The organism is Streptomyces sp. NPDC048288 (assembly GCF_043201555.1).
GTDB lineage: Bacteria > Actinomycetota > Actinomycetes > Streptomycetales > Streptomycetaceae > Streptomyces.
The window spans coordinates 102,550-126,920 of the sequence record NZ_JBICZD010000010.1; the positions used below are offsets into that span (position 1 = coordinate 102,550).

Genomic DNA, 24,371 nt, shown 5'->3' on the forward strand with positions numbered 1-24,371 from the left:
TGTTGGTACAGACCAATGTGTTGCCGCTCAGGCTAGCCGTGCTGTCAAGTGGGCCCGGATCGCGCCCTGTTGGCGGATAAGCGCCCTCAACTGCGGTGTTTGACACATCGAGTTGGTCTAGTCCAAGTTGGTTGCAACGCGAGTTCGAAGAGGGGCTGGTGCGGCCCGTGGTGCAGTGATGCCGCCACGCGTCCCCGCCCCGCACTCCGCGCAGTTGGTGACCCGGCTGGGTCGCCGGTACCCGAGAACGAGGTGTGGAGCACCGTTATGCCCACGACTGACCGTTATCTCCATCGAGCCCCCTCGGACACCCCCTACTTCAGCTCGGACGGCGAGACCTATCTCGCCCCGACACCCCTGCGGGACCTGAAGAAGACCCGCCCCCTGCGAGTCCTGTCCGAAGAGGACCTCGCCTTCTGGCAGACCTATGGCTACGTGGTGGTCAAGCAGGCCATTCCCGCCGCGTCGGCCCGTCAACTGCTGGACTTCGCCTGGGAGTTCCAGGGCCTCGACGCCGAGCGGCCCGAGACCTGGTACGAGGAGCGGGAGTACCGCTCCGACCTCGACCGCGAACTGCACATCTACGGCTTCGTCGAGGCCTACCACCACCAGCTCATCTGGGACAGCCGCCAGACGCGGCGGGTCTACGACGCCTTCGTCGACGTCTGGGACTGCGAAGAGCTGTGGGTGACGCTCGACCGGCTCAACCTGAACCCGCCCAACATCAGGAACCGTGACCGCGCCCTGATCCCGCGCACGGACGAGGGCTTCGACATCGAGCTCCACTGGGATGTCGACACCACGCTCGGCGTCCTGCCGCAGCGGGTCCAGGGGATCATCGCCCTGACCGACACCAGGCCGGAACTCGGCGGCTTCCAGTGCTGCCCCGAGCTGTTCAAGCGGTTCGACCAGTGGAAGGTCTTCCAGCCCGAGGACCGCGACCCGATCCGGCCCCGGATCGACCGCGCGGAGTTCCCCGTGGTCCGACCGGAGTTGGAGGCCGGCGACCTGCTGATCTTCAACGGCCTGCTGGCGCACGGCGTGGCACCGAACACCGCCCACGAGAAGGTACGCGCGGTCCAGTACCTGTCGATGATGCCGGCCCTGGAGTCCCACGAGACGCTCCGGAGGTCCCGGGTCGAGTCCTGGCGCACCCTCGCCACACCCGACTGGAACGGAACGCTGCTCGGCGACGCCACCCGCCACGAGTCCCTGCGGTACGGGCGGGCCGAACTCGACGAACTCGGCGCCAAGCTGCTCGGCCTCAGGTCCTGGACCGGAGCGGACCTCGACGGGGCGACACCGCAGGCCGGAGAAGAGACATGCGCCGAATCTGCCTGACCCTGCCGACCAACAGGCCCTGCGCGGCGACGATCACGGCCGTGGCCGAGGAAGCGGCCTACGCCGTCCGGCACTTCGACGTCGAGGTGCACCTCCTGATCCTGGACTCCTGCCCCGCACCGGCCCACGCGGAGCACGCCGAGACCGTGCGCCGGATCCCGGAGGACCCGCGGATCGTCGTACACCACCTCGACGAGGCACAGCAGCGGGACTTCCTCCGGCGCGCGATCGACCGGTCCGCGGCGACGAAACCCGACCTCCTGCTGGACCTGATGCTCCCGGCCGGTGTCTCCTACGGCGCCTGCACCAACCGGGCCTTCCTCCTCGCCGCCGCGCTCGGCTGCGAGTCGGTCCACCGCAGGGACTCCGACAGCCGGTACCAGGCCGTGGACGGCGCGCCCGTCTTCCCCGTCCACCACGAACTGCCGGCACTCGGCAGGCGCGCGGCCGACGCGGTCCCGCACGTCACCGAGACCGCACTGGCCGCCGGCCACCTGGACCGCCGGGTCGCGATGGTCGGCAGCTCCTTCGTCGGCGAACTCTCCGTCGACATCGGCGACATACTCCGCATCGACCCCGACGTCTACCACGACATGGTCGGCCTCTGGGCCCCCGCCGACTGGTCCGGCGAGCAGAAGCGGGAACTCGTCGAGGAGTCCTTCCGGGGCGCCGGCACCGACGCCTTCACCGCGGACCACTCCACCCTCACCCTGGTCGACCCCATGCGCGTGGACATGTGCAACATCGCCTTCCACGGCGTCCACGAACGGGTGCCCCTGCCGCCCGCGACCGACACCATCGGCAGCGACTACTTCCTGATCCACCTGGTCCACGACGCCGCGCTGCCGGGCGTCCTGCACAACCGGAACATCGTCAACTACTACACCGGCGAACGCCGCACCGACTCCGGATTCACGGCGTACCAGCTGCGCTTCGTCAAGTTCCTGCTGTCGATGCTCTACTTCAACTTCGTCTACGACCGGATGGCGCGGGCCGGTGCGTCGTTGCTCGACGGGCAAGGGCGGGTACGCCCGTCCGTCGTGGCCGAACTGGCCAGGCGGAGCGCGAGCCTGGACCGGACCGAGAACGTCCACCGGCTGGACGTCCTCGACACCGCGTACCGGAAACTGGGCGGCAGATACGCCGAGTTCGCCGACCTCCTCGGGCAGCGCCGCGAACGCCTCCTCGACGAGGCACGCGGCGACATCGAGGACTTCGCCCTGCTGGTGGAGGCGTGGGAGCCGCTGGTGCGGGCGGCCGCGCTCACGTCCGTGCCGCGGCGGCGGTGAGGGCGACGATGGCGCACGAGTCCGTACCGCTGCGCGCCGCGCTGGCGGGCGCCACCGAGGACCGGATCTTCTTCGACCTGACCGGAATCGAGAGCCGCTACGACACACTCCGGCGCGAACTGCCCGGCGTCGCCGTCCGTTTCGCCATGAAGACCTGCCCGGTGGACGAGGTGCTCGCCCATCTGGCCCGCAAGGGCGCGGGGGTCGACGGGGCGAGCCCCCGCGAGCTGGAGCAGGCGCTGCGCGCGGGCGTCCCGGTCGAGCGGACGCACTACGGCAACACCGTCAAGTCCGACCGGGACATCGCCGACGCCCATCGTCTCGGCGTCCGGGACTTCGCGACCGACAGCGTCGAGGACCTGGCGGCCGTCGCGGCCCACGCCCCGGGAGCCCGCGTGTTCTGCCGGCTGGCGACGAGCGGCGACGGGGCGCTGTGGGGACTGAGCAACAAGTTCGGCTGCCCGCCCGCGGACGCGGTACGGATCCTGCAGACGGCACGGGAGACCGGACTCACGCCCGCCGGACTGTCCGTGCACGTCGGCTCCCAGCAGATGACGGCGGACGCCTGGCACAGCGCCGTCGAGTGCCTGGCGGACGTACTGACCGCCCTCGGCCGGCGCGGGATCGTCCTGGACCATGTCAACCTCGGCGGCGGGCTGCCGGCCCTCGGCTACCTCGACCGGTACGGCCTGCCCCTGGAACCCCCGCTGGACAAGATCTTCGCCGTCATCCGCGAGGGGATGCGCCACCTCAGAAAGGTCCACGGCGAACACCTCGCGTTCGTCATGGAACCCGGGCGCCACCTCGTCGCCGACCACGGAGCCATCCGCGCCCACGTGGCCCGCCTCGCCGAGCGCCGGGGACCCGACGGCGAGCGCCGGCACTGGCTCTACCTGAGCTGCGGCAAGTTCAACGGCCTCTACGAGATGGACGCGCTGCAGTACCCGCTCGTCTTCCCCACCCACCCCGACGCCGAGTACGTCCCCGCCGTCCTGGCAGGTCCCACCTGCGACAGCGACGACGCCTACCCCCAGGGACACGCCCTCGTCCAGGTCCCCCGGGAACTGGCGTCCGGCGACCCCGTCTGGCTGCTCTCCACCGGCGCCTACGCCATCAGCTACACGACCCAGGGATTCAACGGCTTCGCCCCGCTCCCGTACACCTGCGTCGGCGGAGGACACCCGTGAGCGGCGACGGCGTGGGCATCCGCCGCATCACCGACGCCGACTGGGACGCCATCGCCGCCATGGAATCCCGTGCCTACACGGAACTCGGGCTCTCCGAGGGGCAGGCGGCCCTGAGGGCCAGGGCGGACGCCTCACCGGAGACCTGTTTCGTCCTGGACGTCGACGCGCGGCCGGCCGGGTACGTGCTGGCCCTGCCGTATCCGCCGTTCAGATACCCCGACCTCGAACGAGCGTCAGAGTCGTCGGTTCCCGCGGACCGGCCGCGCAATCTGCACCTGCACGACATCGTCGTCGCGGAGCGGCTGCGGGGCGGGGGACTGGGGCAGCGGCTCCTGCACCACCTGACCCTGACCGCCGGGTCGCGTGGCTTCGAGCGGATCTCGCTGATCGCCGTCGGCCGCAGTGAGCCGTTCTGGGCGAGGCGCGGGTTCACCGCGTACCCGGGGATCGCGCCGGGCGGATACGGCGCGAACGCCGTCTACATGTCCCGTCCGCAGGTCCGCGGCGACGGCCGAGTCGACGAAACGAGTTGATGTGCGTGTTCCCTGTCCATGACCCCTTCCAGCGCAGCCGGCTGGCCATCGCCGCGCTGTTCTGCTCCCTCGGCTTCCAGTACGCCACCTGGGCCGCGCGGATCCCCGCCATCAAGGCGGACCTCGGGCTGACCGCGGCCGAGGTGGGGGTGCTGCTGATGGCGGCCGGTATCGGCGCCGTGGCGTCCTTCCCGCTGGTGCCGGTGCTCATGCGGCGGCTGGGCTCGGCACGGCTGGCCCTGCTGTCGGCCCTCTGCCTGACCCTGCTGCTCCCGGCGCTCGCCCTCGCGCCGGACTATCCGGTCGCCCTGCTGGTCATGGTGGCCGACGGGGTGTGCGTGGGATGCCTGAACGTGGCCATGAATGCGCAGGGAACGGCCCTGGAGACCCGGTACGAACGCACCACCATGGCCAAGCTGCACGCCACGTTCAGCGCCGGCTCGCTGCTCGCCGCGCTGCTCGCCTCCGGCATGAACGCGGTCACCTCCTCCGTCAAGGCGCACTTCGGTGTGGCCGCCGCGGTCCTCGTCCTGCTGACGGCTGTGGCACGCCCCGGTCTGCTCGTGGACGAGGCTCCGGCGGCGGAGAAGCAGAGCAGGAGCCGCACCGGCTGGAGCCTCCCGTCCCGGGTGACGCTCTGGATGTGCTGTGCCATGGCCTTCGGCACGGTCACCGAGGGCGCCATGAACGACTGGTCCGCCCTCTACCTGAGGGAAGTGGCCAAGTCCTCGGCGGAGTTGGCGCCGATGGGCATCGCCGTCTTCTCCGGCATGATGGTGCTGGCCCGGCTCTTCGCGGACGGCTGGCGCAACCGGTGGGGCGACGGGCGGGTCGTGCTGTCCGGCAGCGCCCTGGCCGCCGCCGGACTCGCCTTCGCCCTGGTGAGCGGCGGAGTGGTGGCCGCCCTCGTCGGGTTCGCCTGTGTCGGACTGGGCTGTGCGGCGGTGACCCCGTGCGTGTACGTGGCCGCGGCGAAACAGGGCTCGGAGGCGCTGGCCCTGGTCGCCGCCATGGGCACCACGGGTCTGCTGGCCGGGCCGCCGCTCATCGGTTTCGTGGCGAACTCGACCAGCCTGGTGTGGGGCCTGGGAGTCGTCGCGACCGCGGCGGTCGTGGTCTCCCTGTGCAGCACCCGGATCCAGTGGACACCGGCGAGCGGCTGACAGGCGTCCCGCCCCGGTCGGTCAGGCCGGCTTGCGCCACACGGAGATGTGCTTCGAGGAGTCGTGCACGAACGGGGATCCGTCCCAGTCCGCGACGCGCCGCTCCAGCTCCAGGCCCGCGATCCGGGCCATCAGGTCCAGCTCCGCCGGCCAGGCGTACCGGTGCCGGGAGTCGTCCCGGCGGTAGCGACCGTCCTCGCCGTCGCGGGTGAGGTGGTGCGAGACGAGAATCTGCTCGACCAGGTCGAAGGTGTCGAACCCGAGATGTCCCGCGGACACGTCGAACGGCACCGCGACCTGACCGGGCGGCAGCAGTCGCAGCGGCGGCACCCCCAGCTCGATCACGAAGCGGCCGCCGGGCACCAGATGCCGGGCGGCGTTGCGGAAGCACTCGACCTGCTCGTCCTGGGTGAGCAGGTTCGAGATGGTGTTGTACACGAGATAGACCAGGGAGAACTCGCCGGGCACGGTGGCCCTGGCCATGTCCCCGATCACGACCGGCAGCGTCTCCTCGTCGGCCTTCCGCCGCAGTACCGCCGCCATCGGCTCCGAGTACTCGATGCCCGCCACGGGCACCCCGCGCTCCCGGAGCGGGACACCGACCCGTCCGGTCCCGATGGCGAACTCCAGCGCCCGGCCGTCTCCGGCGAGTCCGGCGAGGAAGTCGACGGTCGGCCCGAGCACCGCGGCCGAGTTCATCCCGGTCTCCTCGGCGTCGTAGCGCTCGGCCACGGTACGGCTCCACAGCTCACTGGTCGTCATGATCGCCCACTCTGCCGGGCGCCCGAGGAGACTGTCCACGCGATTCCCGGCCGTCCGGCGTTGTCAGTGGCGCCCGGTACGGTCGTGGCAAGTGGATCGCACGGCCGGATCGGCGATCGGAGCGGATCGGGCGGGGAACATGACCACAGTCGACATCTCGTACGCGGAGGGCTGGGACGCCGCGACCCGCCGGGCCCACCGGCCGCTCTCGGCGGCGGGGGCACGGCGCCGGGACACCGCCTGCCAGCCCTATGTGGAGATCCACCGCGAGCCGGGCCGCGCCGAGCCCGTGCAGGTGTACCTCGTGGCCTGGGCCGACGGGCACGTCGGGCACTGGATGTACGACGAACTGGGCCGCCGCACCCGCGAGTTCGACCTGCGCCTGCTCGAACCGGACCGCCTGTTCATACGCGAGGTCGTGGAGCGGCGCTACTCCTCACCGGACCAGCCCGACCGCGCCCCCGACGCCTGGCTGACCAGACTGACCCTCACCCCCGGCAAGAAGGCCAAGCACGTCGTCCAGGAGCAGGGGGCACTCGGCTCCAGCCGGCACGGCTGGTCGGACCTGCCGGAAGCACAGTGGTGGATCCCCCGCGCCGCGTTCGGCGTCGGCGCCACCGACGACCAGGACGATTCCCCGGCGCCCGGCCCCGACGAGCCCGAGCCCGAGTCCGAGTCCGAGTCCGAGTCCGAGTCCGAGTCCGAGTCCGAGCCTCAGTCCGAGCCTGATGACGCACCGGAGCCGCCGGTGTCGCTGTGGAGACCGCCCCGGCCACGCCGACTGGAGTTCGACGTGCAGGAACTCCTGCGGCCGGGCAACAGGTTCGACCACGACGACTGGGGCGAGCTGACCGTCGACCGGGTCGAGGACGTCACCACGGTCCGGGTGCCCAGCGGGCGGCTGGTGGTCGCCGATCCGCTCTACCCGGCCGCCCCCAGGGAACTCACCCAGCCGATCCCACCGGGGGAGTACCGCCTGCAGACACCCGTACTCGTCGGCGAGGGTGACTACCACGGTGAGGGTTTCCCGGTGGAGGAGGAGCCCCTGCTGCGCCTGCTGATCTCCGACGAACCGGCGGTCTCCTGGGAGATGGGGCTCGGCGCGGGCGAGGATCCCCGGCTGCTGCTCGACGGCGAGGCCTACGGCTTCGTCACCGACGCCGCGCACGGCGCCTTCGCCGATGCCGCCGGCTGGGACCCGCTGTCCGGAACGTTCCGGCGCTACTACGACGGCGAAGGCGAGCAGGGAGTCGAGGAGGTCAGGACCGGCACCATGCGCGTCGCCGGCCGGAAGTCCGGCGGCGATCTGGTGACCTTCTGCACCTGCGGTGACGGAGCCTGGTCGGTGTGGCTGGGCCGGTCCGCGTCCGGGGACGTGGTCTCCGTGGTGGTCCTCACCGACTGGCTCTCGGACTACCTGCCGTTGTGATCCCCGCCGCCCGCGCGCCGCCTGCCGCCCGGCGGGCGGTCCGGCGGGCGGTCCGGTGCGGGCACCAACCCCAGCCGCTGGGCGTGCAGCACCGTGCCGAGGCGGTCCCGCGTGCCGAGTTTGCGGTAGATGTTCTCGATGTGCTTGTGCACCGTGCGCGCCGAGATGCCCAGCCGGCGGCCGATCGCGTCGGCGGTCAGGGCATCGGTGAGCAGGAGCAGGACGGTGAGTTCCCGGGGAGTCAGCGCGCAGTCCGCCGCGCGCTCCTCCGGCGCGTCGGCCGCCGCCGACAACCGGCGCCACTGCTCCAGGAGTTGCCGCTGCTGCTCCACGGCGGCCAGCAGCGGCTGGGCGCGCTCCGCGATCCGCACCTGGTCGTCGGTGAAGTCCGCTCCGGAGCGGTAGACCAGACACCCCGTGATCGGCGCGACCGTTCCGGGCAGCGGGAGCGCCAGCACCTGGTCCAGATCCAGGGCGTTGCCCAGCACCCGCGCGGTCTCGCTCGCCGACCAGGCCCGGTCGGCGATCCTGCGGGCCGTGACGGGGCTACGGCCGAGACCGGCCGCGTAGTGGTGGGCGAACGGGTAGCCCGAGCGCAGCACGCTCAGCGCCTCGTCGTCCAGCCGGCCCAACTCGACGGCCGCGGCGGGCGCCAGGCCGAGGGTGCCCTTGCCCTCGCTCCAGTCGTCCAGCTTGTAGATCAGCGTCTCGCCGCCGCACAGGCCGGTCAGCGCGTCGGCGAGCAGCGGCCACAGCCGATCGGGCTCGCGTTCGTGCAGCGCGGCCACGGCCAGCTCGGTGAGACGCTCGTAGGCCCTGTCCAGCCCGTGTAACACGTGTTCCTCTCTGCCCCTGCCCCTACGCAGTTATACGCATACCCAGGCAACGGTCAGGTGTCGCATGCTTCAACCGGGCACCGAGATCGGGTGCGACGACTCCGGTCGTGGGGGGGGGGGGGGCGGGGGGGGGGGGGGGGGGCCCCCGCGGGGGGGGGGGGGGGGGGGGGGGGGGGGGGGGCCGCCCCCCGCGACCGGTCGTCGACGGCGGGGCACAGGGGGTGCGGAGGGCGGCCCCGGAGCCGGCCGGTACGACAACGGCCCCGGACCGCAGGCGGCAACGCCTGGGCCGGAGCCGTACGACCGTCTCGCGGGCCGGGACGTCAGTCCTGCCCCGCCTCCTTCTCCCGCTGCAGGTTCTTCAGCCGCGCGCCCTCCTTGCGGACCTCCGCCTGGGTGGTGCGCTCCTTCTCCAGCCACGCGGGCAGCTCGCGCTTGAGCTCCTCGATCTGCTCGGTGGTGAGCGCCTCCGTCACCCCGCCGCGGGCCAGCCCCGCGATGGACACGCCCAGCTTGGCCGCGACCACCGGACGCGGGTGCGGCCCGTTGGCCCGCAGTTCGAGCAGCCACTCGGGCGGGTTCGCCTGGAGCTCGGTCAGCTCGGCGCGCGAGACGACACCCTCCTGGAAGGAGGCGGGCGTGGCGGGCAGGTACACCCCCAGCTTCTTCGCCGCGGTCGCGGGCTTCATCGTCTGGGCGGTCTGGTGCGAACTCATGAGGTCAAGGGTATCGGCCGGGTGCGCGGGCCCTGACCACCGCCGGTTAACCTGGTCCGGTGACAGGCTCGGAGGAAACACCGTCGTTCCGGCTCGCGTACGTCCCCGGCGTGACGCCCGCCAAATGGGTTCGGATCTGGAACGAGCGCCTGCCGGACATCCCGCTCACCCTCCACCAGGTCACGGCCGCCGAGGCGCCCGAGCTGCTGCGGGCGGGCGACGCGGACGCCGGATTCCTACGGCTCCCGGTGGACCGTACGTTCTTCAGCGCGATCCCCCTCTACAGCGAGACCACGGTGGTCGTCGTCCCCAAGGACCACGTGATCACGGCGGCCGAGGAGGTCACCGTCGCCGACCTCGCCGACGAGGTCCTCTTCCACCCCCTCGACGACGTCCTCGACTGGGACGCGCCGCCCGGCGAGCCCGCTTTCGAGCGCCCCGCCACCACCGAGGACGCGGTCGAACTGGTCGCCGCCGGGGTGGGCCTCCTGGTCGTCCCGCAGTCCCTGGCCCGTCTCCACCACCGCCGGGACCTCACCTACCGCCCGCTCACCGACGCCCCGCAGTCGACCGTCGCGCTGTCCTGGCCCGAGGAGGCCACCACGGAGCTGGTCGAGGACTTCATCGGCATCGTCCGCGGCCGCACGGTCAACAGCACGCGGGGCCGCCAGGCGGCACAGCCGTCGCAGTCTGCCCAGGCGGCACAGGGTTCGCAGGACAAGCCCAAGCGGGCGCAGAAGCCGGCGGCCGGCAAGGCGACACCGGCCGACCGCACCGCGCGCGCCCGCGCCACCGGCGCGAAGTCCGCCAAGCCCGCGAAGCGCGGAAAGCCCCGCCGCCGGTCGTGACCGGGGCCGGGCCGGGGGCCGGGCCCCACGCCCGCTCCCGATCTGCTCCCGCGCGCCCCGATCACCCTCCCCGATCCAGGGCCCCCGCGATGTCACGATGCCTCCGGACAACCCGGACATTCACCGCTGGAGGCGCCCGTGAGCACTGAAGCAGCCCCGGACGAAGCCGTCGACCCCCGTACGTCGTCCGCGTTCCTCGTCAACGAATCGCTCGGCTACCTCGTCCCGGCCGCGCTGCGTGCCGCCGCGGTCGTCGGGGTGGCCGATCATCTGGCCGACGGCCCCCGCACCCCGGCCGAACTGGCCGCGACCACCCGCACCGACGCGCGGAACCTCCACCGGGTGCTCCGGCTGCTCGCCACCCGCGGCATCTTCGAGGAGGACGACAGCGGGCGCTTCCGGCTCACCTCCGTCGGCGACACCCTGCGCAGCGACGCCCCCTGCTCGGCGCGCACCGCCGTCCTGATGAACACCGACCGCAGCATGTGGCTGCCCACCGCCGACCTGAGCCGCTGCGTCAGCGAGGGCACGTCCGCCTTCGAGCACCTCTTCGGGCTGCCGTTCTTCGAGTACTTCGCCCAGGACGAGGAGACCGCCGACGTCTTCCACTGCGGTATGGCCGCGATGTCCGACGCGGAGAACGAGCCCATCGCCGCCGCCTGCGACTTCCCGCCCACCGGGACGGTGGTCGACGTGGGCGGGGGGCACGGCGGCTTCCTGCTGGCGGTCCTCGACCGCCACCCCGGTCTGCGCGGCATCCTGTACGACCGGCCGCACGTCCTGGCCGGTGCCCGGCTGGACACGCCCGGGACCGCGGGCCGCTGGTCCACCGCGTCCGGGGACTTCTTCACCGACGTACCGGAGGGTGACGTCCTGGTGCTGAAGCGGATCACGCACGACTGGGAGGACGACCAGTGCGTGACCCTCCTGGAACGCTGCCGGGCCGCGCTGGCGCCGGGCGGGCGGATCCTGGTCGTCGACGCGGTGGTCCCGCCGGGCAACGCGCCCCATCAGGCCAAGGCCCTGGACCTGCTGCTGATGGCGGCCCTGGTGGGCCGGGAGCGCACCGAGCCGGAGTTCGCCGGGCTGTTCGAGGCCGCCGGTCTGAAGCTGTCGCGGGTGGTGCCGACCTCGACCGTGCTCTCGGTGGTGGAGGCGGTCGCCGCCTAGGACACCCGGGACCCGGTCTCCCGCTCCGACCCGGCCTCCGGCGACCCGGCCTCCGGTGCCGCCGCCTTCGTCCGCTCCCGCAGATCGGCGACCGCCAGGCACAGGGCCACCAGGATGAACCCGACGGACGTCAGCAGACCGAGCTGGAGCGCCTCGGTGGCCGGGCCGCGGTTCGCGAGGTGGGCGAAGTACACCGAGCCCACCACGGCGATCCCGGCCGCCGAGCCGACGCGCTGGCCGGTCTGCAGCACCCCGCCGGCCGCACCGGCCCGCTTCACCGGGACCCGGGTCAGGGTGAGCGTCGTGTTGGGGGAGACCGTGATGCCGGAGCCGAGGCCACCGACGATCATGGGCACCACCGTGGCCCACCCCAGGCTCTCCATCGGCACCAGCCGCACCACCGCGACGATCCCGAGCAGCCCCAGCGCCACCCCGCTCAGACCGATGACCACCAGCTTGCGTCCGTGCCGCATCACCAGTCGGCCGCCGAGAGCGGCGCCGACGGCCGAGGCGACCGCGAACGGCAGCACCGTGACACCGGCGGCCAGCGCGCTGTATCCGGCCGCGTTCTGCAGGAACAGGGCCATGACGAAGAAGACCGTGGTGAAGCCCGCGAAGTAGCTCAGGCTGATCAGCGCGCCGAGCGTGAAGGACCGCAGCGAGAACAGGTTCAGGTCGACCAGCGGGGCCCGCCCCAGCCGTCCCTGCCGCCGCTCCCACACCCAGAACAGCCCGAGCAGCAGCGCGCCCACCGGCAGCAGCGCCCACTTCTCCCGACCGGTCCACTGCTGCTCCTGGACCAGCGGCAGCATCAGCGCGAGCACCCCGCAGCCGAGGAGCAGCACCCCGATCGGGTCGAACCGCTCGCGTCTGCCCGCGGTCCCGGGGAACCGGGGCAGCAGCCGCAGTCCCGCCGCGAACGCGACGACGCCGATGGGCAGGTTGACGAAGAAGACCCAGCGCCAGCCGTCGTCCGTGCCGACGGCGTCGATGATCAGACCGCCCGCCAGCGGGCCCACCGCCGTCGACACCCCGATGACACTGCCGAGCAGACCGAAGGCCTTGGCCCGCTCGTCGCCCTGGAACATCTGCTGGATCAGGCCCGAGGTCTGCGGTGCGACCATGCCCGCCGCCGCGCCCTGGATGAGCCGGAACAGCACCAGCCAGTCGGGGCTCGCGGCCAGCCCGCAGGCCGCCGAGGCCAGCGTGAACACGGCGAGCCCGAACAGGAAGGACTGGCGCCGCCCGCGCATGTCGCCGAGCCGGCCCGCCGGGACCAGCGCCAGCCCGAAGGCCAGGGCGTATCCGGAGACCACCCAGGACTGGGCGGCCTCCGTGGCACCCAGCCCGTGCTCCATCGAGGGCAGTGCCACGTTCACGATCGAGGTGTCGAGCAGCGAGATGAAGCCTGCCGTCAGGCAGACCCCGAGCGCCCGCCACCGCCGGTCCTCGGTGGCCGGTCGCTGCGGCTTTGCCCAGGTCGTGGTCATACGGCCACGCTATGCAGTCAGGCCTGGTCCCGCGCGGGGAGCGGGGCGATCGAATGCCTGTTTTGCTCCGACCGGGTGACGGCCGCCCCGGACGGCCGCCCCGGCCCGGCCTCAGCGCGCGTACGACGCCTCCCGCGCCGTGGCCACGATCCGCTCGCCGTCCGCCCCGGCCAGCAGCCCGCCCGCCACCCACGCGTCCACCACCGACCGCACCCGCGCCACCAGCGCCTTCTTGTCCCGGAACGGCGCCCCGGCCCAGACCTCGTCGAGCAGCGAGCGGCCGTCGGCCCCGACCGGATTGGCGACCCCCGAGTCGGCACCGCCGAACGCCACCGTCGGCTCCGCGCGCCGGAAGTAGGCATGGGTCGGGTCCTCGGTGCCCTCGTGGAAGGGGGCGAACTCGGTGCCGTCCAGGGTGAAGTGGAGCGGCGCCCCGGCCACCGGGGACAGCGACGGCAGCAGGTCGCCGGAGAGCCCGGCGTTGCGGTACAGGCCCAGCTCCAGGTACTCCGTCGCCGGGCTGCGGCCGACCAGGTTGACCGGACCGTAGAACAGGGTCTGGACCGACGGATCGTCGAGGGCCTTCTCGACCCGCAGCCGGAACGGGACCGACACCCGCACGGTGTCCCCGGGCCGCCAGGTCCGGGACACCTCGAAGTAGCTCCCCGGCACCGGAGTGCCGGGCACCGTACGCCCGTTGACCGTCACCCGGAACCCCTCCTTCGCCCACGCCGGCACCCGCAGCCGCAGCGCGAAGGCGGCCGGCCGCGCACTGTCGCCGACGGTGAGCGTGCTGCCCTGCTCCCGGGGATAGCCGGTGCGCTGGCTGACCGTGACGCCCTTCTCGGCCCAGGTCAGCGTGGACGGGCTGTAGAGGTTGACGTACAGGGCGCCGCCGTCGTCCGCCGCGCAGTACACCGAGTCCTGGTACTTGGTGGCGGACTCCATGCCCGTGCCCTCGCAGCAGGTCGTGCCCTGCTTGGGCGTGTAGTCCCGCACATGCCCGGGCGTCAGCCCGATGAAGTAGGTGACCAGCGGCTTCTCGGCGTCGGCCCGGTCCTGCTTGGAACCGAGCACCTGGTTGTACAGCGCCCGCTCGTAGTAGTCCATGTACGCCGGATCCTGTTCGTGGAAGAACAGCGACCGGCTCAGCTTCAGCATGTTGTACGCGCAGCAGCTCTCGGCGGTGGTCGCGCTGATCGTCCCCGCGATCACGTCCCGCGCCTTCCAGAACTCGGTCGTGCTCGTGCCGCCGATCCCGTACATGCGATGCGGTACGACCATGCCCCAGAAGTTCTTCGCGGCCGCGAGGTAGCGTTCCTCGCCGGTCGCGTCGTACAGCCGGACCAGGCCGGTGAAGATCGGGATGTGCTGGTTGGCGTGCAGGCCGTCGAGCGTGTCGGTGTCCGCCGCGCAGGCGTCGATGAGGCTGTCGAGGTCGAACAGCCGGGCCAGCGCGAGGTGTTCGGCCTTCCCGGTGAGTTCGTGCAGATCGCAGATGGCCTCGACGATCCCGCCGAACTCGCCGCTGGAGAAGATCCCCCACATCCGCTGGCGCGTGGCGGCGGGCAGCACGGACAGCCGCGCGTACATCCAGTCGCCCATCCCGGAGGCGAGGTCCAGCGCCCGCTCGTCGCCGGTCGCGGTACGGGCGTCCAGCAGCCCCCGCAGGATCTTGTGCGCGGTGTAGTACGGCGCCCACACCTTCGTGTAGTCGCTGCCGGTCATCGACTCCAGCAGGATGAACTGCGTCTCCGGATACGCCGCGAGGAACCCGGGGTGGCACGGCCCGCCCCAGGTGCGGCGGAGGACGCCGTCGAGCCCCCGCCCCGACCCGTCCGCGAGGTCCGGCCCCGACGTCTCGTCGAAGGCGTACGAGACGAGGTCCCCGCGTGCCCGCCCGCTCTGCAGACCGGCGATCTCCTCCTCCCCCAACGCCCGCGACCACACGTCGAACCCGCCGAAGGCGCCCGCGAAGACCGGGTCGTCGGCGTAGAGGGAGCGCCCGAGCCAGTGATGCGCCAGCGCCCCGAGCGTGGCCGGAGTGAGCGACATGGCCGTGTTCCGGGCCACGGCCGAGCCGTTGACGTACAGCGTGCCGGTGCCGTCGGCGATCGTCACCGCGAGGTGGCTCCACTGGTCCACGGACAGCGCGGCCGTACCGTCGAGCCCCTGTTCGCCGCCCGCCCCGCCGGTGGTGATCGCGAAGCGCGGCACCCCCCGCGCGTTCCGCGCCGCCAGGTAGAGATACCGGCTGGTGTCGTTCCCGAAGTCGAACACCCGCGCCCAGGCGTCCGCGTGACCGGGTTTCACCCACGCGGACAGCGTGACGGCCGAGGCCCCTTCGAGCACTCCGGCCGGCAACTCGACGTACTGGTACGACCCTCGCTCGTTCTCGACGGCACGGCCGCCGAGGACCCCGTCGACGCTCAACACGGACGGATCCTTCCGCAGTGCCTCGCGCACCTCTCCCAACGCCCCCACCATCGTGCGGACCTTCGCCGCGAACACCTCCTCGCCGGTGCTCGCGTACGCCTGCGCCAGCATGGTCAGGAAGTGCCCCGTGTAGTGTCCGCGCAGATTCCCGTTCGCCTCCCCGTCCAGCCCCTCCCAGCCACCCGGCGCGACCGCACCGCCCGTGTCCAGACCCGCGTTGGCCCGGAACACCTGCAGCAGCCGGTTCTCGTCGTAACCGCGCGCGTGGTCGAGCATCAACGCCCGCTTCTCGGCGAACAGCCCTGGTTCGAGCGCCACCTCCCCGAGCCCGAACGGCCGTACCGATCCAGCCGCTTCGGCCGCGGCCGCCTCCCCTCCGACGGCGACACCGGCCCCGGCGGCGGCCAGCGCCGTCACCTGGAGGAGGGTCCTTCGGGAGAGGGAGTGCGCCATGGGCTCCTCGTTTCAGGTCTGTTTGGTATATCGAACACCGTTCGGTAAGCCGTCCAGAAGATAGGGAAGGGGCGCGGGGGCGTCAACGGTTCGGACGGGATTCGCGGTCAGGGGTGGTGGGGGCGGGGGACGCGGGCCAGCGCGGCTCTGATCGTCTCCGCGGGATCGGGGAGGGGGACGCCGAGTTGGCGGATGACGGCGACGACCTCGCGAATGCCGGTGCGTTTGCGCAGGGCGGTCTTGTGGAGGTACTCGAGCGGGAAGTGCCCGACGTCCGGCAGCTCGCCCTCGGGCAGTTCGTCCACGCGGAGGAGCCGCAGGGCTTCGCTGAAGGCGAGACCCTTCGGGAGAGTGTCGTGCGAGGTGGGGATGTTGCAGGCACGCAGTCGCTTGGCCACGGCGGTGGCGCTCGCGCCGACCTCGCGGGCGGCCCGCAGGACCGCGCTGAACGGCACGACCCGGTCGTCTGCGGCCCACCAGCTGACGGGGCCGTTCGGTTGGAGGAGTTCCCTGTCCAGTCGGGTGGGGCGGATCGGTACCTCCAAGGGGACGTCCAGACCGAAGGCCCGCATCCTGTTGGTCTTGTGTCTCAACTCCCGGAGATTCTCGACCTGGTGGAAGACGTTCACGTAGTGGACAGCGCTCTGTGGCGTGAGCCATTCGCTGTAGACCTCGTCGCACAGCAGCCAGATGTCGGAGGCGGAGGCGTCGGAGGGAAAGGGCTCGGGAAGAGCGAACCCCATGGACGCGAACCGGGCCAGCACATGTGGCGGCTTCAGTCCGAGTTTCTCCGCCACCTCCAGAACATGTCCCGGCGGCACCGAAGTGCCCTCCAGCCAGGGGCGCTTGCCGTCGGCGTTGACGCTGAGCAGGAGCAGGGTCTCGTCCGTCGGATGTGTGGGCAGCCGGTCGGCGTCGGTCCGCAGACCGTGGGCCGAGAGTCTGCCGCACACCTCGGGCACGGGCAGGCCGAGTCTGACGCTCAAGTGGGCGATGTGGCCCAGGGGAACCGTCGCGTCGGGGTCCAGGCAGCCGGCGGACCTGTTCTCCGGATCGAGCCAGAGCAGGTCGTCACCTTCGGTGGCCTCGCCCAGCGTCACGACGTCGTCGGTGAGGAGATAGCCGAAGCTGCGCAGGAACGCGGCGGTCGACGTGACACCTGTGCCCGAGTGTTGAGCCGCACGCACGAGATCATCCAGGGTGAGGGCGTGCCTGCGGTTCAGGTAGCCGCCATAGGCGTGCATGAACGTTTCGCAGTTGCTTGTGGTGAGTTCGGCGTCCTCCGACCACCGCCGGGGGTCGTTGTCCTCGAAACCGAGATCCGCAAGACGGTGGGCGACCTCGCGCCCCGTGAGATGCAGCCTGCTCGCCGAGCGCGCGATGGCCCCCAGACTCGGTGCTCCCTGCCATCCTCTGTGCCCGTTCTCCGACAGCAGGAGCCACTGGTCGGACAACGTGGGCATGCGTACGGGCCCGGGAGCCGCGATCTCCGGACAGACCTCGGTCAGCACCCGCAGCGCCGCGCGAGGTCGGCGAGCGAGGACTCGCCACAGGTAGATGTGATCCGGAGCCTCGCCATTGACGATGGTCCAGGTGGGCCGGACGTACATGCCGCCCTCCTGGTGCCGGTCGCCGGGCACCAGGGAAACGTCGGCCGGGAAAAAGCCCATGTGTCCGCCGCCGAAGGTGATCCCTCGGTAGGTCATGTCCAGTGCCGCCGAGGAGAACGCGGACGCGACGATGTCGCCCGCTACGGCGCTGCCCTCCGCGACGTTGCAGAGCCACACGAAGTCCGGCCAGTCGCCGTCGCCGTCGGTCAGCACCTCGATGGCGGTGCCGAGCAGTTCCCGCACGGGCTGTGCCACGTCGTCGACAATGTTCCGGCGATCCACCGAGAGCCGTGCCGGGGCCGATTCACCACGGAGGTTGACCACGGCGCCGACCAGGCCGGAGCCGCTCGGCGAGAGCACTCCGTCGCGCCCCGTGGGTTCCACGAGCAGGCCGTCCACCAGCAGCGCGCCGCCGTGCTCGCACCAGATCACCTGCGGGTCGGCGCAGTCGCGGGGCCAGTACGCCTGACGCCCGTGGGCGTTGAGCCCGAAGGTCTCGGTCCGGGGCTGGGTTTCCCGCTCCTTGAGCTGTCCCACGGTCCACGTGCTCGTCCGCCCTCCCTGCTGTGCCGACACGGGGAACTCCGCGAGGGCCAGCACCCGTTCCAGGACGTCCACGGCCGACCAGGACGCCGGATCGACATCGGACCGCAGATACAGCCGTACCCGCGTCCCCGGCTGCCGGCCCCGGGCCGCGGTCTTCACGATCCGGAACAGATGACCCGGACTGCAGATCGACACATCGAGGACCGCCCCCGGCAGGCCGTCGGTGTCCATCCGGCAGGTGGTGACGCGGATCTCCTCGGCGAGCATGAAGTAGCTCAGCACGCCGATCCCGAAACGGCTGTTGGGATACAGCTTCACCGGCGGATCGAGCGACTCCCACCGCGCCCGCTCCAGTTTGAACTCCAGCTGCTCCGCGAAGCGCGCGCCGGCGTGGGAGAAGACGCCGCGGAGTTCGGCCTCGCCCATGCCGATGCCGTCGTCCACGCAGTCGAGGTACGCCCGGCCGTCGTCGTCGAGCCCTTGGACGAAGGAGATGCTCCCCGGGTAGGGCTCGCCCGGTGTACCGGTGGTGCGGTCGAGGTACTCCTGTCGGGCGCGCCGGTAACGGCAGGCGTCGAGCGCGTTCTGGTACAGCTCCCGGACGGCGAGATCGCGGTCCTTGTACAGCTCGATCCCCATGGCCAGATCGAGGACACGGCGACCGTCGCTGCGGAAGCGCGCGTACCCGTCGAAGGTGCCCCGACTGGGGACCACGCCGTCGGCGGACAGCCGGGTCGGCAGTTCCGGCACGGGCTGGTTGACGCGTTCGCGCACGGTGCGCCGTACGGCGTGCAGCAGGACGTCGGCCCGTCCGGCGTACTCCCGCAGCCCTTCGACGACCGCCTCGTGGTGGCACTCGGCGCGGAGCACCGGGAGATCGTGCGAACCTCCCCAGTCCGCATCGGCGAGCGTGCGGCGCAGCTCGTCCAGGTTCACCGGGTAGGGGATGGCGAGGTGCTCGGCGACGATGTCCGGCAGCGCCGTCATCTCGGCGGACATGCCATACGCGAGAGCCAGCAGAAGGGCGACCCGCTGGAAGCGGACCTGCTGGTGGCCGGGACCGCAGCGGACCCGGTCGTCGCTGGGGAGGAGGTTCAGGAACTCCGGGTGACAGACGTCGGGTCCCCGCCGGAGCCCGTGCAGCAGGGCGGTCACCCGGTCCGCCGCGAGCGCCCCGCCCAACTCCTCCGCGGCCGGGCCGAGTTCCGCCAGGAGGCCCGGAACCGAGGTCGCGTCGGTGAACTCCTCGTGCCGGGTCAGCCAGCGGTGGCAGAGCCACCAGCCGACCAGAGGCTCGGCCGCCGGATCCCGCAGCGCCCGCTGGACCAGCGCCTCGCTCTCCTCCGTGAAGACTTCGTACGCCCGCCGCAGCGCCCCGGCGTCCGGCTCGGTCCGCAGCGACCAGGGCCGGATCTCCATCAGCTCCGCCGTCCGCCGCAGGGAGTGGACCCGGTGGAGGAAGGGGAACAGCACGAGGAGAGCGGCTTCGGCCGGATAGAGGTCGAGTCCGGCCGGCTGCGCCTGCTGAGCCTGGTCCGGGCGCTGTTCCCGGGGAGGCTCGCCGAGCAGCAGGCCGATGTTGTCGAGGAACGCGGTCGCGATGCGCGTGTCGCACCAGGGATCCTGTTCCAGACGCCCTTCCAGGTCGTCGCGCAGCGAGGCGAGTCGTGCGACGGCGGCGGCGACGTTCCGGCGGTGGTGCGCGCTGTCCCGGCCGGACGGCACATGTCCCCAGACCCCGGAACCGACGGCCTTGCGCACCCAGGCGTCCGCGTCCGGTACGCCGGCCTCGGCCTGCGGGGACGTAGCCTCCGGATGCACGTTGATCTGGCCGATCGATCCGGCCTGGATGACCGTCGTCGCCGTCGTGTTGCCGCCCACGATGTTGTTGTGGGTGCCGCTCTGCGTCAAACCGCCGCCCCCCTCTGGCACTTCTCAGGAATCTAGACGAGCGCCTCCGTGAAGTGGTCGGTTTTGGACAGCTGGGCCGGTACGCCGCTACGGCCGTGCCGCCCGGCCGATCGACTCCACCAGCGGCAGCAGCCGGTGCGGAACGCGTTCGCGCAGGGCCACCTCGGTACGGGTGCGGACGACGCCCGGCAGGCTGATCAGCTTCTGGATCACGTCCTCCAGATGCGCGTTGTCCCGGGCCACCACCCGGGTCAGCAGATCCCCGCCGCCGGTGATCGAGAACGCCTCGACGATCTCCGGTACGGCGGCCAGCGCGTCCCCGACGTCGTCCAGGTGGCCCTGGGTGACCTCGATGTGCACGAAGGCCAGCACCGGGTGGCCGAGCGCGGCGGGGGAGAGGGCGGGGCCGCTGCCGGTGATCACACCGTCCCGCTCCAGCCGGTCCAGCCGGGCCTGCAACGTCCCCCGGGCGACACCGAGGACCCGGGCGTACTCGCGGACGCTGGTGCGCGGCTGCTCCAGCAGCAGCCGCAGGATGCGGGTGTCGAGCTCGTCCACGGTCACGACGTACGACTGTACCAATGGCTCACACGGTCATCCCGCCGACCTGGGCCATTGGCGCGCCCGGCCTTCGACCGCTCGTCACCTGAGTGGGCCAATGGCACAGTGGAATGGGCGACGGTTGAACCAGTGGGCCGCACGATGCTCTCATGGGTACGTCGATGGCGCTGTGGATCCCCGCAGCGCCATTTCTGTGCGGTCCGTGGGAGGGGAAGCAGTGCTGAAGAGGGTGTTCGTGGCGCCGGACCCGGGGCGGGTGCGGCTGCGGTTCGCCGCGCGGGCCGTGCTGGGCATCGGCCTGGCCGTCGTGGTCTGCGGTCTGGCCGGACACTCCCTCGCGGGCGCTGTCACCGGCGGGCTCGCCGCGCTGCTCGCCCTGTTCACGGTCGCGGACCCGACGGTGCGCGGGCAGGCCGTCACCACCGCGCTGCTGCCCGCCGTGGGCCTGCCCGTGCTCGCCGCCGCGGCCGAACTGCACGCCGTGCCGGTCGCCCGCGACCTGGCCTTCCTCGCCGTGGTCGGCACGGGCGTGTACGCGCGCCGCTGGGGGCCGCGCGGCCACAGCCTCGGTGTGTTCGCCTTCATGACCTTCTTCGTGGCCCAGTTCCTGCACGCCACCCCCGGACAGCTGCCCGAGCTGTCCGCCGCCGTCCTGCTCTCCGTGCTCTGCGCGGCCGCCGTCCGCTTCGGAGTGTGGTGCTACGAGCGTCGCCTGCCCCCGGCGCCCGTGCCCGTGCCGCCCGCCGGGACCGGCCTCGCCCGGGTGACCACCCGGCAGGCCGTGCAGGCGACGGCGGGCGCCGGTTTCGCCCTGGTCGTCGGTCAGCTGGTGTCGGGCCAGCGCTGGTACTGGGCTGTCGGCGCCACCTGGTGGATCTTCGTCAACACGGCCTCGCGCGGCGAGACGCTGGTCCGTGGCTTCCGCCGGGTCCTGGGCACGGTCATCGGCATCGGACTGGGCCTGCTCGTCGCCGGCCCCGTGCACGGGGCCCCCGTCCCCACCGCCGTCCTGGTCGCGGTCGCCGTCTTCGGCGTCTTCTACTCGGCCGCCGTCTCCTACACCTGGATGATGCTCTGGGTGACCTTCCTCGCCGAACTCCTCTACGGCCTCCTCGGCGTCCTCAGCCCCGGTCTGCTGGCGCTGCGGCTCACCGAGACCGGGGTGGGCGCCCTCGGTGCCGTGCTCGCCGTGCTGTTCGTGCTGCCGGTCACCACCCACCTCACCACCGACGCCTGGATCCAGCGCGCCCTGCGCTGCGTCCACGCCGGCACCGCCGAGGCCGCCGCCCGGCTCGCCGGGTCCACCACCGCCGACCCGGCACCCCGGTTGGCCGAACTGGAGCAGCTGCTCGGCCGGGTACGGCTCTCGGTCGCCCCGCTGGTCCATCCGCTCAACCCGATGCTCGGCCGCAAGCGCCGGGCCCGCCGCGTCCTCACCCTGCTGGACGACTGCGCCCGGGAGATCCGCGGCCTGGCCGCCGTCGCCGCCGACCCGCAGGCCTCGCACGACGCCCGGCTGGCCGCCGCCTCCTGGCGGGTGGAGGCCGCCGTCGAGGCGCTCACCAGGGGCTCCGCACGCATCGCGGGGCCCGCCGAGCCGCCCACGGAACCCGCCCTCGCCCATCTGCACGGCCTGGAGCGCGCGCTGGCCGAACTCGCCGAGCCGCTGCGCACCCCCTCGGGCTCGCCCCTGGTCGGCGCCTGAGCCACGCCGACCCGCACATCCTGGTCTAGACCGCAAACTGCTACCGTCGGCCCGGGATCGGCTCGTACCGACTCGTACCGGCTTGTGGCGGGACCTGTGGCGAGACTTGCGTCTCGACTCGTATCGAGACTTGTGTCGAGAGGGGACAGCGGTGGCAGACGGCGGCAGGCGGCGGAGGGCCTTCATCGGGTCGTTCACGGCGGCGGGCGGGCCCGGGGTCGTCACGGCGGCGGTCCAACCGCACAGCGGCGCCCTGGCCCTCCTGGAGAGCGTCGACGGCGTCCCCGACCCGTCCTACCTCGCGCTCGCACCCGGCGGGCGCACCCTGTACGCGGTCAGCGAGACCGCCGACGGCGCGGTGGCCGCCTACCACGTCCACGACGACAAGCCACGCCTGGCCGGTCCGCCGGTCCCGGTCGACGCCAGCGGCCCCACCCACCTCAGCGTCTTCGACGGCCATGTCCTGACCGCCAACTACGGCTCCGGCAGCGTCTCCGCCGTCCCCGTCCGCCCCGACGGCACCCTCGCCCCGGTCCCCTCCGGACTCCTCCAGCACACCGGGTCGGGGCCGCACGAACGCCGCCAGCGCGGTCCGCACGCCCATCAGGTGCAGCCCGACCCCAGCGGCCGGTGGGCGGTCAGCGTCGACCTCGGCACCGACTCGGTCCGCGTCTGCACGCTCGACGGCGGCATCCCCGCCCTGCACCGCGAGTTCGCCCTGCGCCCCGGCTCCGGCCCCCGCCACCTGGCCTTCCACCCCGACGGCCGGTACGCCTACGTGGTCAACGAACTCACCCCGACCGTCACCGTCTGCCGCTGGGACGCCGCCACCGGTTCCCTGCGGCCCCTGAGCGAGACCCCGGTACTCCCCGGAGCCCCGGCCGGCGACGCCTACCCCTCCGGCATCGCCGTCTCGCCCGACGGCCGCTTCGTCTGGACGGCGACCCGCAGCGAGGACGTCCTCACGACGTTCACCACCGACGAGGACCGCCTCCACCTCACCTCCACCGTCCCCTGCGGCGGCCACTGGCCCCGCGCCCTCACCGAGTCCGACGGCGTCCTCTACGCCGCCAACGAGCGCTCCGGCAACATCACCTGGTTCACGATCGACCAGCAGACGGGCCAGCCCCGTTACGACGGCTCGGTGGAGGTCCCGGCGGCCTCCTGCGTCGTCTTCGACTGACGCCGCCCGCTGTGCGCCCCGTCAGGGGCGCGGGGAACTGCGCGACAAGCTCCCACCGGCCCGCAGCCGAACCCCGACCGCGCCACCCCGAAAAACAACCAACGGGGCCCCCTCGAAGAAAGGACCCCGTCCGGAAGAGGGAACGGCACGCGTCAGCGAACCGGCGCCCCCTGCGGCTGCTGCGGAGCGATCCCCAGCGCCGTCGTGTACTTGGCCAGCGCCAGCTTCCCGATCGCCGGGTACGGCCCCAGCGGCTCCGCGGTGGCACACCCGGCCTCCTCCGCGGCAGCGGTCAGCAGCGCCGCGTCGATCTCCGGCCCTATCAGATACGGCGCCAGCGCCAGCTGCTGCGAACCGGACCCGCGCAGCTGCTCGGCGACGGAGGCGATCGAACCCTCCTGGTCCAGCGCCGCGGCCATCACCGGCACGGCCAGGCGCGCGGCCAGCAGCATGCCGGTGATTCCGGCGGCCTGCACCGCCTCGTCGCCGCCCACGGACGCGAGGATGATGCCGTCCGCGGCCGTGGCCACGGTGAACAGCCGGGCGCGGTCGGCTCGGGCCAGTCCCGCCTCCGAGAGACGCACGTGCAGCGCCTCGGCGAGCAGCGGGTGCGGGCCGAGGACATCGGTGAGGTCGGCGGCGACCTTGCTCTCCATCACGGCCTGGCGGACCTGGCGCAGCAGCGCGCTGTCCGGACCGGCCAGCAGCGGCACGACCACGGCGACCGGGCCGTCGGGCGCCTTGAGCCCCTCGACACCGGCGGCGACGGCCTGCTCGTAGCGGGCGGTGCGCTCCTCGGCGGCACGGGCGAGGACGGACTGGAGGGTGGGGAACTCCGCGTCGTCCCCGTCCAGGTACCCGATCCGGGCGTCCAGGCCGGGCAGCTCGGAACGGGCGATGCTCACGACCTCTTCGGAGAGGCTGCGCGTGGCCGCGCTGGGCGTACCCGGCACCGCGAGGACGAGCGCGGGCGCGTCCTCGGGCGCCACCAGCGGCTCGGGGCGGCGGTGCCGTCCGGGCTGGCGGGGGCGCGGCATTCGTACTGGCAGGCCGGCGGGCCCAGTGGGGGAGCTCATGGCGCCGCATGTTACTGGCTTATTGGGCTCCCTTGTTCGGGGAGGGTGCAGGTGAGCGGTATCCGTCCGGTTTTGTCTGATGAGTTACGCATGATTCGGAGGTGATCCCATCAGCTGTCGGACACT

General features: G+C 72.2%; 18 protein-coding genes. 10 read left to right on the forward strand and 8 right to left on the reverse strand.

Features of this window, described 5'->3' with window-relative positions:
• Positions 1 to 267: 267 nt before the first annotated feature.
• Genes ACGFZS_RS32700 through ACGFZS_RS32720 form a run of 5 tightly spaced genes read left to right on the forward strand, consistent with a single transcriptional unit; the run spans position 268 to position 5,513 of the window.
• Entirely contained in the window at positions 268 to 1,341 is a 1,074-nt protein-coding gene (locus ACGFZS_RS32700; protein WP_393798107.1) for a phytanoyl-CoA dioxygenase family protein, read from the forward strand.
• Complete coding sequence (locus ACGFZS_RS32705; protein WP_393798108.1) at positions 1,323 to 2,630, forward strand: DUF6271 family protein; 1,308 nt, start codon at positions 1,323 to 1,325, stop codon at positions 2,628 to 2,630. The genes ACGFZS_RS32700 and ACGFZS_RS32705 overlap by 19 nt, the downstream gene beginning before the upstream one ends.
• 8 nt (positions 2,631 to 2,638) lie before the next feature.
• Positions 2,639 to 3,817, forward strand: coding sequence for a type III PLP-dependent enzyme (locus ACGFZS_RS32710; protein ID WP_393798109.1), 1,179 nt, complete (start codon positions 2,639 to 2,641; stop codon positions 3,815 to 3,817).
• Positions 3,814 to 4,350 (forward strand): GNAT family N-acetyltransferase, encoded by a 537-nt coding sequence (locus ACGFZS_RS32715; protein WP_393798110.1) that lies wholly within the window; start codon positions 3,814 to 3,816, stop codon positions 4,348 to 4,350. Before ACGFZS_RS32710 ends, ACGFZS_RS32715 begins: the two co-directional genes overlap by 4 nt.
• Entirely contained in the window at positions 4,350 to 5,513 is a 1,164-nt protein-coding gene (locus tag ACGFZS_RS32720) for an MFS transporter (RefSeq protein WP_393798111.1), read from the forward strand. The genes ACGFZS_RS32715 and ACGFZS_RS32720 overlap by 1 nt, the downstream gene beginning before the upstream one ends.
• 21 nt (positions 5,514 to 5,534) lie before the next feature.
• On the opposite strand, the gene ACGFZS_RS32725 is transcribed toward ACGFZS_RS32720, so the two are convergent.
• Positions 5,535 to 6,275: a class I SAM-dependent DNA methyltransferase gene (locus ACGFZS_RS32725; protein WP_393798112.1), complete on the reverse strand. Its 741-nt coding sequence runs from the start codon at positions 6,273 to 6,275 to the stop codon at positions 5,535 to 5,537.
• A 139-nt stretch (positions 6,276 to 6,414) separates the two neighbouring features.
• Between ACGFZS_RS32725 and ACGFZS_RS32730 the strand changes: the two genes are divergently transcribed.
• Positions 6,415 to 7,704, forward strand: coding sequence for a DUF4241 domain-containing protein (locus ACGFZS_RS32730; RefSeq protein WP_393798113.1), 1,290 nt, complete (start codon positions 6,415 to 6,417; stop codon positions 7,702 to 7,704).
• Here ACGFZS_RS32730 and ACGFZS_RS32735 read toward each other — a convergent pair.
• Positions 7,689 to 8,540: a LuxR C-terminal-related transcriptional regulator gene (locus tag ACGFZS_RS32735; RefSeq protein ID WP_393798114.1), complete on the reverse strand. Its 852-nt coding sequence runs from the start codon at positions 8,538 to 8,540 to the stop codon at positions 7,689 to 7,691. The two genes, ACGFZS_RS32730 and ACGFZS_RS32735, sit on opposite strands and share 16 nt — an antisense overlap.
• A gap of 323 nt (positions 8,541 to 8,863) precedes the next feature.
• Positions 8,864 to 9,256: a DUF5997 family protein gene (locus ACGFZS_RS32740; RefSeq protein ID WP_355712012.1), complete on the reverse strand. Its 393-nt coding sequence runs from the start codon at positions 9,254 to 9,256 to the stop codon at positions 8,864 to 8,866.
• A gap of 59 nt (positions 9,257 to 9,315) precedes the next feature.
• On the opposite strand from ACGFZS_RS32740, the gene ACGFZS_RS32745 reads away from it, so the two are divergent.
• A complete protein-coding gene (locus ACGFZS_RS32745) occupies positions 9,316 to 10,104 on the forward strand; it encodes a LysR family substrate-binding domain-containing protein (RefSeq protein WP_393798115.1) in 789 nt (262 codons plus the stop codon).
• Between the two features lie 138 nt (positions 10,105 to 10,242).
• Positions 10,243 to 11,274 (forward strand): methyltransferase, encoded by a 1,032-nt coding sequence (locus ACGFZS_RS32750; protein WP_393798116.1) that lies wholly within the window; start codon positions 10,243 to 10,245, stop codon positions 11,272 to 11,274.
• Here the strand turns inward: ACGFZS_RS32750 and ACGFZS_RS32755 are convergent.
• The 4 genes from ACGFZS_RS32755 to ACGFZS_RS32770 all read right to left on the reverse strand — a co-directional run bounded on the left by ACGFZS_RS32755 (position 11,271) and on the right by ACGFZS_RS32770 (position 20,284).
• On the reverse strand, positions 11,271 to 12,764 hold the full coding sequence (locus tag ACGFZS_RS32755) for an MFS transporter (RefSeq protein ID WP_393798117.1): 1,494 nt from the start codon (positions 12,762 to 12,764) through the stop codon (positions 11,271 to 11,273). The two genes, ACGFZS_RS32750 and ACGFZS_RS32755, sit on opposite strands and share 4 nt — an antisense overlap.
• A 111-nt stretch (positions 12,765 to 12,875) precedes the next feature.
• Positions 12,876 to 15,653, reverse strand: a complete 2,778-nt coding sequence (locus tag ACGFZS_RS32760) for a beta-L-arabinofuranosidase domain-containing protein (RefSeq protein ID WP_393798118.1) — start codon at positions 15,651 to 15,653, stop codon at positions 12,876 to 12,878.
• A gap of 107 nt (positions 15,654 to 15,760) precedes the next feature.
• On the reverse strand, positions 15,761 to 19,720 hold the full coding sequence (locus ACGFZS_RS32765; RefSeq protein ID WP_393798119.1) for an ATP-binding protein: 3,960 nt from the start codon (positions 19,718 to 19,720) through the stop codon (positions 15,761 to 15,763).
• An 87-nt stretch (positions 19,721 to 19,807) separates the two neighbouring features.
• Positions 19,808 to 20,284: an Lrp/AsnC family transcriptional regulator gene (locus ACGFZS_RS32770; RefSeq protein ID WP_393666128.1), complete on the reverse strand. Its 477-nt coding sequence runs from the start codon at positions 20,282 to 20,284 to the stop codon at positions 19,808 to 19,810.
• Positions 20,285 to 20,498: 214 nt separating this feature from the next.
• Here ACGFZS_RS32770 and ACGFZS_RS32775 point away from each other — a divergent pair, with 214 nt between their 5' ends.
• Positions 20,499 to 21,986, forward strand: a complete 1,488-nt coding sequence (locus tag ACGFZS_RS32775) for an FUSC family protein (protein ID WP_393798120.1) — start codon at positions 20,499 to 20,501, stop codon at positions 21,984 to 21,986.
• 151 nt (positions 21,987 to 22,137) lie between these two features.
• Positions 22,138 to 23,169: a lactonase family protein gene (locus tag ACGFZS_RS32780; RefSeq protein ID WP_393798121.1), complete on the forward strand. Its 1,032-nt coding sequence runs from the start codon at positions 22,138 to 22,140 to the stop codon at positions 23,167 to 23,169.
• Positions 23,170 to 23,321: 152 nt separating this feature from the next.
• On the opposite strand, the gene ACGFZS_RS32785 is transcribed toward ACGFZS_RS32780, so the two are convergent.
• On the reverse strand, positions 23,322 to 24,245 hold the full coding sequence (locus ACGFZS_RS32785) for a hypothetical protein (RefSeq protein ID WP_365694458.1): 924 nt from the start codon (positions 24,243 to 24,245) through the stop codon (positions 23,322 to 23,324).
• Positions 24,246 to 24,371: the final 126 nt, after the last annotated feature.